The 13,606-nt window shown below is 74.1% G+C and carries 10 protein-coding genes and 1 pseudogene; 2 read left to right on the top strand and 9 right to left on the bottom strand.

Annotated elements, in window-relative coordinates:
• Positions 1–11: 11 nt before the first annotated feature.
• From T328_RS34620 to pdhA, 5 genes are all read right to left on the bottom strand, one after another.
• Positions 12–1,334, bottom strand: a complete 1,323-nt coding sequence (locus T328_RS34620) for an MFS transporter (protein WP_496500234.1) — start codon at positions 1,332–1,334, stop codon at positions 12–14.
• Positions 1,331–1,993 carry a GntR family transcriptional regulator gene (locus T328_RS34615; RefSeq protein ID WP_496500233.1) on the bottom strand — a complete coding sequence of 221 codons (663 nt, stop codon included), beginning with the start codon at positions 1,991–1,993 and terminating at the stop codon, positions 1,331–1,333. The genes T328_RS34620 and T328_RS34615 overlap by 4 nt, the downstream gene beginning before the upstream one ends.
• A 155-nt stretch (positions 1,994–2,148) precedes the next feature.
• Positions 2,149–3,999 carry a dihydrolipoamide acetyltransferase family protein gene (locus T328_RS34610; RefSeq protein ID WP_496500232.1) on the bottom strand — a complete coding sequence of 617 codons (1,851 nt, stop codon included), beginning with the start codon at positions 3,997–3,999 and terminating at the stop codon, positions 2,149–2,151.
• 21 nt (positions 4,000–4,020) lie between these two features.
• Positions 4,021–5,001: an alpha-ketoacid dehydrogenase subunit beta gene (locus T328_RS34605; protein ID WP_496500231.1), complete on the bottom strand. Its 981-nt coding sequence runs from the start codon at positions 4,999–5,001 to the stop codon at positions 4,021–4,023.
• 2 nt (positions 5,002–5,003) lie between these two features.
• The gene (pdhA, locus tag T328_RS34600; RefSeq protein ID WP_496500230.1) at positions 5,004–6,446 is read right to left on the bottom strand and encodes a pyruvate dehydrogenase (acetyl-transferring) E1 component subunit alpha; all 1,443 of its coding nucleotides are present in this window, start codon (positions 6,444–6,446) and stop codon (positions 5,004–5,006) included.
• Positions 6,447–6,799: 353 nt separating this feature from the next.
• Here pdhA and T328_RS34595 point away from each other — a divergent pair, with 353 nt between their 5' ends.
• Complete coding sequence (locus T328_RS34595; RefSeq protein ID WP_496500229.1) at positions 6,800–7,471, top strand: response regulator; 672 nt, start codon at positions 6,800–6,802, stop codon at positions 7,469–7,471.
• Between the two features lie 415 nt (positions 7,472–7,886).
• On the opposite strand, the gene T328_RS34590 is transcribed toward T328_RS34595, so the two are convergent.
• A complete protein-coding gene (locus T328_RS34590) occupies positions 7,887–9,542 on the bottom strand; it encodes a protein kinase domain-containing protein (protein ID WP_496500228.1) in 1,656 nt (551 codons plus the stop codon).
• 360 nt (positions 9,543–9,902) lie between these two features.
• On the opposite strand from T328_RS34590, the gene T328_RS34585 reads away from it, so the two are divergent.
• Entirely contained in the window at positions 9,903–11,627 is a 1,725-nt protein-coding gene (locus tag T328_RS34585; protein WP_496500227.1) for a Stk1 family PASTA domain-containing Ser/Thr kinase, read from the top strand.
• A 199-nt stretch (positions 11,628–11,826) separates the two neighbouring features.
• On the opposite strand, the gene T328_RS34580 is transcribed toward T328_RS34585, so the two are convergent.
• The 3 genes and pseudogenes from T328_RS34580 to T328_RS34570 all read right to left on the bottom strand — a co-directional run.
• Positions 11,827–12,390, bottom strand: coding sequence for a bacterial proteasome activator family protein (locus T328_RS34580; protein ID WP_496500226.1), 564 nt, complete (start codon positions 12,388–12,390; stop codon positions 11,827–11,829).
• A gap of 73 nt (positions 12,391–12,463) precedes the next feature.
• On the bottom strand, positions 12,464–13,108 hold the full coding sequence (locus tag T328_RS34575) for a GNAT family N-acetyltransferase (protein ID WP_496500225.1): 645 nt from the start codon (positions 13,106–13,108) through the stop codon (positions 12,464–12,466).
• 34 nt (positions 13,109–13,142) lie between these two features.
• A pseudogene (locus T328_RS34570) lies at positions 13,143–13,606 on the bottom strand (hypothetical protein); the annotation flags it as partial.

The raw sequence follows: 13,606 nt of genomic DNA, 5'->3' as shown, positions 1-13,606 counted from the left end.
GGGGCCCGGGGCTAGGCGGGTACGTGGACGGCCGATACCCGGCTCGCCACCAGGCGTTCGCGTTCGCGCCGGTGGGCCCGTGTGCGTAGGCGCAGGATCTGGGTGATCCCCAGCGCCTGCAGGACGAAGACGCTCGCGAACGCGACGCCGTAGCGGTCGCCCGTCGCGTCCAGCAGCAGGCCCACCGCCAGCAGCGTCGTGACCGACGCCGAGAAGCCGCCCATGTTGACGATGCCGGACGCCGTGCCCAGCCGCTCCGGCGGGTTGGCCGGGCGGGCGAAGTCGAAGCCGATCATCGACGCCGGCCCGCACGCCCCCAGCACGCAGCACAGCACCACCAGCAGCCACCCCGGCGCGTGCTCCCCCGGCCAGCCCAGCACCGTGCCCCACACCGCCGCCGTCGCCGCCACCGTGCCCAGCGCCAGCGGCAGCCGCGCCGCGTGGTGCCGGGCGACGAGCTGGCCGTAGACCAGGCCGACCGCCATGGTGGACAGCACCAGCAGGGTCAGCAGTTCGCCGGCCTCCGCGCGGCTGGCGCCCTGGGCCTCGACGAGGAACGGCAGCCCCCACAGCAGCAGGAAGACCATCGCCGGGAACTGGGTGGTGAAGTGCACCCAGAAGCCCAGCCGGGTGCCCGGCTCCCGCCAGGCGCCGGATATCTGCCGGCGGATGCCGCCGCCGTGGTGGTCCTCGGGGGGCGGCGGGACGTAGTCGCGGGGCTGGTCCCGTAGGAAGAGGAGGACGAGCACGAGCATGAGCGCGCCGGCCGCCGCGCTGCCGGCGAAGGTCGGGGTCCACCCGAACTCCTGCAGCAGGCGGGAGAGTACGAGCGTCGAGACGAGGTTGCCGGCCATGCCGACGAGCCCCGCGAGCTGCGCTATCAGCGGCCCGCGGCGGGCGGGGAACCAGCGGGCGCCGAGCCGCAGGATGCTGATGAACGTCATCGCGTCGCCGCAGCCGAGCAGCGCGCGGGAGGCGAGCGCCGCGCCGTACGTGCCGGAGAGCGCGAAGCCGAACTGCCCCGCCGTGAACAGCACGATGCCCGTCGCCAGCACCCGGCGGGTGCCGAACCGGTCGACGAGCAGGCCGACGGGGATCTGCATCCCGGCGTAGACGAGGAGTTGGAGGATGGAGAAACCCGAGAGGGCGGAGGCGCCGACGTCGAAGCGCTCGGCGGCGTCGATGCCGGCGACGCCCAGGCTCGTACGGTACGTGACGGCGACGAAGTAGACGGAGACGCCGAGGCTCCAGACGGCGGCGGCCGTCAGTCCGCCGGGCGGGTCGCCGGGCAGGCCCCGGGAGCCGGCGGCGCGGGTGGCGCCCCCGGCGGTCACCGCACGTCTCCGCGCAGCAGGTCCCGTACGGAGGCGACGTGGCCGTGCACCGCCGCGGCGGCCGTGTCGGCGCTGCCGCTGCGCAGGGCCTGGAGGATCTCGGCGTGCTCGGCGAGCGAGCGGCGCATGCGGCCGGGCTGGGCGTTCATGAGGGCGACGCCCATGCGGAGCTGGCGGTCGCGGAGTTGGTCGTAGAGGCGGACGAGGATGTCGTTGCCGGCGTTGCGGACGATCGCGGCGTGGAAGCAGCGGTCGGTGGCGGCAGCGGCGGCGCGGTCGTCGGCCTCGACGTGCCGGCGCTGCTCCTCCAGCAGCTCTTCGAGCCGGGTGAGCAGCGTGGCGGGCGCGGGTACGGAGCGGCGGGCGGCGTGCTCCTCGACGAGCGTCCGGGTCTCGACGACGTCGGCGATCTCCTGCGCGGAGACGGGCAGCACGAAGGCGCCCTTCTTCGGGTACAGCTCCAGCAGCCCTTCGGCCTGCAGCCGCAGCAGCGCCTCGCGCACGGGGGTGCGGGAGACCCCGACGGCCTCGGCCAGCTCGCCCTCGGTGAGCATCGTGCCGCCTTCGTAACGCCGTTCCAGCACGCCTTGTTTGACGTGGGCGTAGACGCGGTCGGCGGCGGGCGCGGGCTTGGCCGGGGCGGCGGGGCTCGGGGGCATGCGCACAGCATAGATACAACACGTATGCGTACGCCGCGGCCGTCCGCGATGCGGACAGGAGGCTTATCTGTACTTACGTCAACGCCCCCGGCGCCCGCTTGGACTTGGGTTCCAAGGGGGCCGGGGGCGTTGACGCCTGCGCTGCCGTACGGGCGTCAGCCCCAGGTGAGCAGCCGCTTCGGCCGCTCCAGGACCGCCGCGACGTCCGCGAGCACCTTCGAGCCCAACTCCCCGTCGACCAGCCGGTGGTCGAAGGAGAGCGCGAGCGTCGTGACGTGCCGCGGCTTGACCTTGCCCTTGTGCACCCACGGCTGCAGCTTGATCGCGCCGAAGGCGAGGATCGCCGGCTCACCGGGGTTGAGGATCGGCGTGCCGGTGTCGACGCCGAAGACGCCGACGTTGGTGATCGTCACCGTGCCGCCCCGCATCGCCTCCGGGGTGGTCCTGCCCTCCCGGGCGGTGCTCACCAGCCCGGCCAGCTCCGTGGCCAGCTCGGGGAGCGTCCTGGCGTGCGCGTCCTTGATGTTCGGCACGATCAGGCCGCGGGGGGTGGCGGCGGCGATGCCCAGGTTCACGTAGTGCCTGCGGATGATCTCCTGACGGTCCTCGTCCCAGGCGGAGTTCACCTCGGGGTTGCGCCGGATCGCGAGCAGCAGGGCCTTCGCGACGAGGAGCAGCGGGTTGATCCGCAGCCCGGCGAGGTCGGGGTCCTCCTTCAGCTCCCGTACGAGCTTCATCGTGCGGGTGACGTCGACGGTGACGAACTCCGTGACGTGCGGCGCGGTGAAGGCGCTGGTGACCACCGCCTGGGCGGTGGCCTTGCGGACACCCTTGATGGGGATGCGGGTCTCGCGGGTGCCGGCCGCGGGTTCCGCGGCGGGTTCTGCGGCGGGTGTGGGCTGTGGCGCCGGCTGTATGGGCTGCGCGGCCGGTGCCGGTTCCGGTGCCGTCGGCGCCGGGGCCGCGGCGGCGTGCACGTCGTCGCGGGTGATGACGCCGCCGTCGCCGGTGGGCACGACGGCGGTGAGGTCGACGCCGAGGTCCTTGGCGAGCTTGCGTACGGGCGGCTTGGCGAGGACGCGACCGCCGGCTGCGGCGCCGCCTGCCGCGGGCGCGGCGGGTGCCGCGGCGGCGGCTGCGGAAGCGGAGGCAGGTGCGGAGGCTGCGCCGGGGACGCCGGGCGCCTGCGGCGCCGGCGAGGGTCCGGGTGACGCGGCACCTTCCGGGGCGCCCGCCCCGGTACCGGCCCGGCCACCGGGGGCCTGGGGGGCCACGGCCGGGGCGCCGCCCGGCGCCTGCGGCGCCGGCGACGTACCGGGGACCGCCGCCCTGCCGTTCAGCTCGCCCTGGATCGCCGCGGACGCCGCCGCCTGCTCGGCGCCGGGCTGCGGCTTGCGCGGCCGGCGCTTCGTCGGGCTCTGCGCCACGCCGTAGCCGACGAGCACCGGCTCCCGCTTGGCGCCGCCACCGGCGCCCGGCTCGGCGGCTTCGCCGCCGCCGGTGGGCGCGTAGGGCGCGGCACCGGCCCCGCCCGGGCCGCCGACCGCGGGTCCTGCGGACCCGGCACCGGCCCCGCCTGCTCCGGAGCCCGGAGCCCCGCTCGGCCCGGCCGCACCGCCCGCGGGGGCGGCCGGGGCCGTCTGGCCCCCGGCGAGCCCGGGTCCGGGGGCGGCCCCCTCCGTTCCGGCCTCAGGTCCTGCGGACCCCGCGCCCCCGCCGGCCCCGGTCCCACCGGGTCCGGGGGCGGCCCCGGGTTCCGTGTCGACCGCGATGATCGTCGTCCCCACGTCGACCGTGTCGCCCTCGGCGTAGCGGATCTCCTGCACCACCCCGTCGAACGGGATCGGCAGCTCGACCGCCGCCTTGGCCGTCTCCACCTCGCAGACCACCATGCCGTCGTGCACGGGGTCGCCCGGCCGGACGTACCACTTGAGGATCTCCGCCTCCGTCAGGCCCTCGCCCACGTCGGGCAGCCTGAACTCGCGGAGGCGCGCTGTGTTGCTCATGGTCACGGACACGCTCCCTCTTCAGTACGCCAGCGCGCGGTCGACGGCATCGAGCACCCGGTCCAGGTTCGGGAGGTACTCCTCCTCCAGCCTCGCCGGCGGGTACGGCGCGTGGAAGCCGCCGACGCGCAGCACCGGGGCCTCCAGATGGTAGAAGCACCGCTCCGTGATGCGCGCGGCGATCTCCGCGCCGGAGCCGTAGAACACCGGGGCCTCGTGCACGACGACCAGCCGGCCGGTCTTCTCCACCGACCGCTGCACGGTGTCGAAGTCGATCGGCGACATCGAGCGCAGGTCCACGACCTCCAGCGACGTGCCCTCCTCGGCCGCCGCCGCGGCGACCTCCAGACAGGTCTTCACCATCGGCCCGTACGCCACGAGCGTGACGTCCGTGCCCTCCCGGGCGACCCGCGCCTCGTGCAGCGGCCCGGGGATGGTCGAGGTGTTGACCTCGCCCTTGTCCCAGTAGCGCCGCTTGGGCTCGAAGAAGATCACGGGGTCGTCGCTGTGGACGGCCTGCTGCAGCATCCAGTAGGCGTCCGCGGGCGTCGATGGCGAGACGCACTTCAGCCCCGCCACATGCGCGAACAGCGCCTCCGGCGACTCGCTGTGGTGCTCAACCGCGCCGATGCCGCCGCCGTACGGGATCCGGATGACGACCGGCAGCTTGACCGTGCCCAGCGCCCGGGCGTGCATCTTCGCGAGCTGCGTGACGATCTGGTCGTACGCGGGGAAGACGAACCCGTCGAACTGGATCTCCACCACCGGCCGGTAGCCGCGCAGCGCCAGCCCGATCGCGGTGCCGACGATGCCGGACTCGGCCAGCGGCGAGTCGACGACCCGCTCCTCGCCGAAGTCCTTCTGCAGTCCGTCGGTGACGCGGAAGACGCCGCCGAGCTTGCCGACGTCCTCGCCGAGGACGAGGACCTTCGCGTCGTCCTCCATGGCCGTGCGCAGCGAGGCGTTGAGCGCCTTGGCCAGTGCCATCTTCTCGACCGCCATGGTCAGTGCCCCTTCCCGGCGGCGGCGCCCGCCTCGTCCGCGGATTCCGCCGAGTCCGCCGAGTCCGTGAAGGACGCCTGGTACGCCGCGTACTGCGTGCGCTCCTCGTCCACCACGGCGTGCCCGTCGGCGTAGATGTTCTCGAAGATGGCCATCGGATCCGGGTCCGCCATGGTCCTGATGGCCTCGCGCACCCGCTTGGCCAGCGCGTCGCTCTCCTCGTCGAGCGCGGCGAAGAACGCCTCGTCGGCGAGGTGTTCCCGCTCCAGCAGGGTGCGCAGCCGCAGGATCGGGTCCTTGGTCTCCCAGGCGGCACGCTCGTCGTCGCTGCGGTAGCGGGTGGGGTCGTCGGAGGTGGTGTGGGCGCCCATGCGGTACGTGTACGCCTCGATCAACATCGGGCCCTGGCCGGAGCGGGCGTGTTCCAGCGCCTTGCGGGTGACGGCGAGCACGGCGAGCACGTCGTTGCCGTCGACCCGGACGCCGGGGAAGCCGTAGCCGGCGGCTCGCTGGTAGAGCGGGACGCGGGACTGGCGCTCGGTGGGCTCGGAGATGGCCCACTGGTTGTTCTGGCAGAAGAAGACGACCGGGGCGTTGTAGACGGAGGCGAAGGTGAACGACTCGGCCACGTCGCCCTGGCTGGAGGCGCCGTCGCCGAAGTACGCCACGACGGCGGAGTCGGCGCCGTCCTTGGCGACGCCCATGGCGTAGCCGGTGGCGTGCAGCGTCTGGGAGCCGATGACGATCGTGTAGAGGTGGAAGTTGTTGCTGTTCGGGTCCCAGCCGCCGTTGTTCACGCCGCGGAACATGCCGAGCAGCAGCGTCGGGTCGACGCCGCGGCACCAGGCGACGCCGTGCTCGCGGTACGTGGGGAAGACGTAGTCGTCCTCGCGGGTCGCCCGGCCGGAGCCGACCTGGGCGGCCTCCTGGCCGAGCAGCGAGGGCCACAGGCCCAGCTCGCCCTGGCGCTGCAGGGTGACGGCCTCGGCGTCGAAGCGACGGGTGAGGACCATGTCGCGGTAGAGGCCGCGCAGCTCCTCGGGGCCGGGGTCGACGGCGTACTCGGGGTGCTCGACGCGCTCGCCCTCGGGGGTGAGCAGCTGCACCAGCTCGGAGTCGCCGCCGGCGGGCGGCGGCGGCAGGGGGTGGGCGGCGGTGGCCGCGGTCTTCCCGACGGCTGCCCTGGCCGTCTTGTTCGCGGCCGTCTTCTTCGCGGGTGCCTTCTTGGCGGGTGCCTTCTTCGCCGGTGCCTTATTGGCGGCGGCCTTCACGGTCTTCGCGGTCTTCACTGCCTTCTTGGCCGCGGCCTTCTTCGCGGGTGCCTTCTTCGCGGGCGCCGGGGGCGCCGCAGTCGCGGACGCGCTCGCGCCCGCCCTCCCGCCGTCGCTCCCGCTGGTGCGCTTGCTGCTGCGGCGCGGTTCGCGCGCGGCAGTGCTCTCGGTCACGGTCTCTCCTGACGTCTCTCCGGCCCCCGGGATCGCCGGTGGCCTTCGGGTCCCCCGCGGCAGCGGAGGGCGGCTCACCCGGTTCCACAGGTGCACGGGGTGGGTGCACCGACGGGGGTCGGGTGTGACAGGCGCCCGGCATCCTTCCCACTGGCAGGCACGTTACACAGTGGTGCGCTGCTTCGCGAAGCGGCCTGACCTGCGGTTTTGCTTTGATTTCCTAGTAATGCGGGGGCCGGGAGCGCTTCGTCGGCAGCAGGTCCACTGGTCACAGCCTCGCAGGCTGCCGGGACACTGGCACGTTATCCCGGCGGCCGTGAGCACGGGAAGACCCAGTATGTGAGACTGGGCCCGTGAGTATAGATGGAAAAATCACTGTATTTCTGCTCGATGACCACGAAGTGGTCCGTCGGGGGGTGCACGAGATGCTGCAGGCCGAGCCGGACATCGAGGTCGTCGGCGAGGCCGGCACCGCGGCCGACGCGCTCGTCCGCATCCCGGCGGTACGGCCGGACGTGGCCGTGCTCGACGTGCGGCTGCCGGACGGCAGCGGGGTGGAGGTGTGCCGGGACATCCGCTCCCGGGACGAGGGCATCAAATGCCTCATGCTCACCTCGTTCTCCGACGACGAGGCGCTCTTCGACGCGATCATGGCGGGCGCGTCCGGGTACGTGCTGAAGGCCATCCGCGGCAACGAGCTGCTGACCGCCGTACGGGACGTGGCCGCCGGCAAGTCCCTGCTCGACCCGGTCGCGACGGCGCGGGTGCTGGAGCGGCTGCGCGACGGCGGGCGCGGGCGGGACGACGAGAAGCTGGCCGGGCTGACGGACCAGGAGCGCAGGATCCTCGATCTGATCGGCGAAGGGCTGACCAACCGGGCCATCGGTGAGCGGCTGCACCTGGCGGAGAAGACGATCAAGAACTACGTGTCCAGCCTGCTGTCGAAGCTGGGCATGGAACGCAGGTCGCAGGCGGCGGCGTACGTCGCGCGCCGGCAGGCGCAGCAGGGCGACCGGGAGGGGTAGCCGGGGGGGCTGGGGCGCAGCCCGGCGGGGGTCCGGGGCGCAGCCCCGAGCGGGTCCGGGGCACAGCCCCGAGCGGGTCCGGGGCACAGCCCCGAGCGGGTCCGGGGCACAGCCCCGAGCGGGTCCGGGGCACAGCCCCGAGCGGGTCCGGGGCGCAGCCCCGAGCGGGTCCGGGGCGCAGCCCCGAGCGGGTCCGGCGCAGCCCGGCGGGGGTCTGGGGCGCAGCCCCGCGGGGGTCTCGGGGCGCAGCCCCCGAGTTTCGGGAAGGGGCGGGGTCGGGGAAAACCCCCGACACCGGCACCGGCACCGGTGCGGCCGGGGCGGCGGGTGGAAGCGCGGTTCGGCAGGCAGCGCGCTGGTGGGCGCGGGTAGCGCATGCGTACGCCCCCCGCGACGGGGCAGCAGCGCCCGGGCCTCAGCCCCCTGTGCTGCCGCCGTTCGCCGTACTACCGCCCTGCACGGTCTCGCCCGCGGCCTCACCGCCGCCGTCGACCTCGCCCGTCGTCTCCCCGTCGGTCTCGCCGCCGTCGGCCTCGCCCGTCGTCTCCCCGGTGGTCTCACCGGTCTCGCCGCCGTCGGTGCCGCCGTCGGTCGTGCTGCCGCTGCCCTCGCTCGTGGTGCCGCCGACGTCGTCGCTCGGTTCGGAGGGCGAGCCGGTCGGGCTGGAGGGGTCGGTCGGCATGTCCGTCGTCGAGTTGGTCGGCGGCGGCTCCTCGGTGTCCTCGTACGTGGGCTCTTCTTCCTCGTACGTCGGCTCTTCCTCCGTCGGCGACGGCGAGTCCTCCTCCGTCTCCCTGTCTTTCGTCGGAGACGGGGACTGCGTCGTCTGCGACGGCGGCGCCTTCTTCGGGTCCTCCTCGTCGCCGCCGCTCAGCGCGAAGGCCACGCCCAGCACTATGGCGGCCACCGCCAGCGCGGCCACCGCCCACACCTTCCCGCGCCCGCGGCCAGCCCGGCGCGGGCCGGGCTCGAAGCCGCCGTCGTCCGGCCCGGCACCCCGCAGCAGCGGCCGCTGCGGGGTGTCGCCACTCGCGGAGGCCAGCGCGGTGGTGGCCGCGGTGGCGCCGACGCCCGGGGTACCCATCGGCGGCGTACCGCCGACGGCGACCGCGCCGGTGTCCCACGTGCCGGTGTGCGGACCGACGTCGCGCAGCATGCGCAGCGCGTACTGCAGCAGGCCGAGCATCTCGTCGGCGGTCTGGAAGCGGTCCTCGGGCTCCTTGGCCAGCGCGCGCATGACCAGGCCGTCCAGCTCCGGCGGCGGGGCCCCGCTGATCTGGGACGGCGGCACGGCGTTGTCCTGCGCGTGCTGGTAGACGACGGACAGCGGGGTCTCGCCGACGAACGGCGGCCGGCCGGTCAGCAGTTCGTACAGCAGACAGCCGACGGCGTAGAGGTCGGAGCGGGTGTCGACGGCGCGGCCGAGCGCCTGCTCGGGGGAGAGGTACTGCGGCGTGCCCATGACCATGCCGGTCTGGGTCATCGTGGAGGCCGCGCCGTGCAGCGCGCGGGCGATGCCGAAGTCCATCACCTTCACCGCGCCGGTGGTGGTGATGATGACGTTCGCGGGCTTGATGTCGCGGTGGACGATGCTGTGCTGGTGGCTGTACGCCAGCGCCTCCAGCACCCCCGAGATGATCAGCAGCGCCTGGTCGGGCGGCGGGATCTCGGCGCCGGTCAGCAGCTCCTTGATCGTCCGGCCCTCGACCAGCTCCATGACGATGTACGGCACGGTGCTGCCGGCGACCTGGTCCTCGCCCGAGTCGTACACGGCGACGACCGCGTGGTGGTTCAGGCCCGCGACCGACTGCGCCTCGCGCGTGAAGCGGGCCTTGGAGACCGGGTCCTCGGCGAGGTCGCTGCGCAGCAGCTTGACCGCCACCTCGCGGCCGAGGCGCACGTCCTCCGCGGCGAAGACCTCGGCCATGCCGCCGCGGCCGAGGCGGCGGGTGAGGCGGTAGCGGCCGTCTCCGACGAGCCCGCCCACGCCCCAGTTCTCCGGCGAGTCAGCCATACCGCCGCGGCCCGGCCCGTTCGCCGACGGCTCCTCGGGGGGCTCCGTCTGTGACATCAGTTCCTCGCCGTGGTTCGGTCGGTCTCGTCGTCTCGTCGTCTCGTGGTCCATCCGGTAGGGGGCACGCTACCTCCTGCCCCTGACTTACCGGATCCCGCTGAACGGAACATGCAACCGGGTCGGGGGGCCCGTACGCAAATCCCGGACAGGCCCGGCTGGTGGGAGGGGTGCGCGCCAACGCGGGTGCCGAAGGTTGCGGTGAGGTTTGTGGTGAGGGTGTGGACGGGCGGTGGGTAAAGGGGGTGCAAAGGGACACCGCAAGGGGGCAGGTGGTCACGGAACGGGCAAGCCGCTTGACCTCTCCTCTCCCTGAGGCAGACTTTCAGCATCAAGCCGGCACCCGGGGGAGAATCCAGCATGACCGAGCACGGCGGCCAGGACGACTACGCCGGTCGATCCGTGGGGGGCGGCCGCTACCAGCTCCTCGACCTGCTGGGCACGGGCGGCATGGCCTCCGTCCACCTCGCCCACGACAGCGTGCTCGATCGCCAGGTCGCGGTGAAGACGCTGCACACCGAGCTGGGCCGCGAGGACTCCTTCCGCGAGCGCTTCCGCCGCGAGGCCCAGGCCGTCGCCCGGCTGTCGCACCCGAACGTCGTCTCCGTCTTCGACACCGGCGAGGACCGCTTCGCCGGCGCCGGGGGCGAGGCCGGCGGGCCCGTGCCGTACATCGTCATGGAGTACGTCGAGGGCCGCCCGCTGCGCTCGGTGCTCGACGAGGACGTGGCGCGGTTCGGCGCGATGCCGACGGAGAAGGCGCTGCGGATCACCGCCGACGTGCTCGCCGCGCTCGACGCCAGCCACGAGATGGGCCTCGTCCACCGCGACATCAAGCCGGGTAACGTCATGATGACGCGCCGCGAGCAGGTCAAGGTGATGGACTTCGGCATCGCGCGCGCCGTGCAGTCCGGCGTCACGTCGATGACGCAGACGGGCATGGTCGTCGGCACCCCGCAGTACCTCTCCCCCGAGCAGGCCCTGGGCCGCGGCGTGGACGCCCGCTCCGACCTGTACTCGGTGGGCGTGATGCTCTTCGAGCTGCTGACCGGCCGGCTGCCGTTCGACGCGGACTCGCCGCTGGCCATCGCGTACGCGCACGTGCAGGAGCCGCCGCCGGCGCCGTCGTCCATCAACGTGACGGTGCCGCCGGTGGTCGACGCGCTGGTGGCGCGGGCGCTGGCGAAGAACCCGAACGAACGGTTCAGCGGCGCCGAGGAGATGCGCGAGGCGGTGCGCCAGGCGGGCGGCATGACGCCGCCGGGCGCGATGCCGTCCGTCATCGGCGGCGAGCACGCGCGCGACTCGGGCGCGGGCGTCGGCTCGGCGGTGTTCCCGCCGGTCAACCCGTACCATTCGCCGCCCCCGGGCGGCGCCCCCACCCCGTACCAGCCGGTGCAGCAGGGCAACTTCGGCCCGGCGCAGCCGGCGGCGGGGCCGGGGACACCGATGGGGCCGGGGGGTCCGGGGGCCCCGGGGCAGCCGCAGCACGGGTACTCCACGCCCCCGCCGTACACGATCAGCCCCGCGCCGCACGGCGGCGGGCCGCACGCCGGACCGGGCGGCGGGGGCGGTGCCGGGGGCGGGGGCAACCGGAACGTGGCGGTCATCGCCCTGACGGTCGTCATCGCCGTCACGGTGCTGGCCGCGGCCATCATCGTCATCGCACTCAACGGCGGCGACGACGGCAACCCCGAGGCCAAGAAGAGCAACCAGACGCAGCAGAACGACCCCACCACCGACCCGGGCGCAGACAGCGGCGGGGACACCGGCGGGGACGACGGCGAGGGGAAGTTGATCCCGCCGGACCGCTCCCGCACCATCGAAAAGTCCCGCTGCACGGAACCGTTGACCGACCCCAAGAACGAGAAGCTGATCCGCGTCCCGGACTTCACCTTCAAGGACTACCAGTCGGTGCGCGAGTGCATGCGCGCGGCGCAGTGGTCGTACGAGGTGGACGAGGAGCCCGACGCGCTGTGGGGCAAGGACACGGTGCTGGAGCAGAACTTCGACGAGTACGACGACTACTTCGACCCGTCGAAGGACAAGATCGAGCTGGTCATCGCGACGGGGTACGCGCAGTGAACCGGCAGGCCGCCGGGCTGTAGACGGCGACGGGCCGGTTCCGTACCGCGGTACGGAACCGGCCCGGGCCGGGCGGATCGGTCGGGCGGACGGGTGGATCGGGCGGGCGGCGGACGGATCGGTCGGGCGGACGGATCGGTCAGGCAGCTCAGACGGTTCGGCCCGGCAGATCGGTCGGCCGATCGGTTGGACAGTCCGGTCAGAGGTACGGGCCGCCGGTACGGCCGTGCTCCGGGCCGACCTCGCCCTGCTCGTCGCCGCCGAGGCCGCCGGGCGGCAGCGCCCGGCGCATCTGCTCCAGCTGCGCCCGCGCCGCCATCTGCTGCGCGAACAGCGTGGTCTGGATGCCGTGGAAGAGCCCTTCGAGCCAGCCGACCAACTGCGCCTGCGCGATGCGCAGCTCCGCCTCGGTCGGCACCGTCTCGTCGGTGAACGGCAGCGTCAGCCGGTCCAGCTCGTCGATCAGGTCGGGGGCGAGGCCGTCCTCCAGCTCCTTCACCGAGCTGGCGTGAATCTCCTTGAGCCGGGCGCGACTCGCCTCGTCCAGGGGCGCGGCCCGCACCTCCTCCAGCAACTGCTTGATCATGCTGCCGATGCGCATGACCTTCGCCGGCTGCTCGACCTTGTCCGTCAGCGGGACCTCGCGGGCCTCCTCGTCCGCGCCGCCGTCACCCGGCGCGACGGTCCCGCGTGCCATGCCGTCGGGTCCGACCACCACCACCTGGGGGGTCTCTGGCGGCCGCTCGTTGCTCGGAGTATTCATGTGTCCATTGTCGCGCACGGGCGTGGTGGCAGGGCTATCGGGATCTTGAGCGGTGGGGATGGAGAGCGTCCGGTCAGGTCGGGCGGCTGCTGGGGCGAGGGCTCGGGCGGAGGCTCGGGTGAGGGCTCGGGCGGGTGCCCGGGCGGGAGATCGGGTGGGGGCCCGGGTGGCGGAGGTCCAGCATGCAGAAGACCTTGTCGTATCGGCGCTCCCCGACGGCCACGAACGCGGGGAGGCGGCCGTACTCGGTGAAGCCGAGCGAGCGGTAGAGGCGGAGGGCGGAGTCGTTGTCGCCGCGGGCGTCGAGGGTGAGGACCTCGATGCCGGCGGCCCGCGCGTCGGCGACGAGCGCGGCCGTCAGCGCCCGGCCGACCCCACGGCCGTGCGCGGCGGCGGCCACCGCGAGCTTCTCCAGATCGGCGTGGGGGCGGTGGGTCGGGCGGGCGTAGCGGAGCCAGTAGCCGAGGCCGAGGAGCCGGTCGTCGAGGTACGCGGCCCGCAGGGCGGCGTCGCCGGCGCGGGCGGCGGCGAGCACGTCGTCGAGGAGCGCGGCCACGTCCTCGGGGGTCGGCGGGTCGAGCCAGCCGAGCGCGGCACCGTCGCGGACGAGGGCGGCGAGGATGCGGTGGGCGGCGGCGGGAAAGCCGGCGGCGAGGCGGGGTGCGGCGGCGAGAGCGGGGGCGTCGAGGAGGGTGGGTGGGGATGTGGCCGGGTCCATTCGCGCAGGGTAGCCGGGGTGGGCGGGGCGCACGTCAGCGGCGGCGGAGGCGGAGGGCGATGTACGCCAGGCCGAGGCCGGTGAGGGTCATGCCCGTGCCGAGGGGCAGCACGCGGTCCGCCGTGCCGGAGTGGTGCTGCGGGACGCGGTCGGCGGCGTCGGCGTGGGCGTCCGGTACGAAGGTGAGGCTCTGCGCCGGGTCCGGGGTGTGGTCGGTGCCGGGTACGGGGGCGTTGCTGCTGCGGTACGGGGCGGGGTCGCGGGGGCGGGAGTGCGGGGAGCGCGGGGGGTCCGCGGGGTGGGGGGCGGCGGTGCGGGGGTGGCCGTCGGCGTCGCCGCGTCGGCCGTGTGCGGCGCCGGGGTGGCGGTCGGCGTCGCGGCGCTTGCCGTGGGGGGTGGACGTGGACGCGGGGGAGCGGTCGGAGTCCGGTGCGCGGGGTGCGGCGGGGCGGTTCGGGCGCGGGGCTTCGGGCGGCGCCGGGGGGCCGGGGCGGGGGG

Source organism: Streptomyces sp. CNX435 (assembly GCF_059570575.1).
Note: the sequence above shows the minus strand (reverse complement) of the source record. Positions and strands in the feature narration are given on the sequence as shown.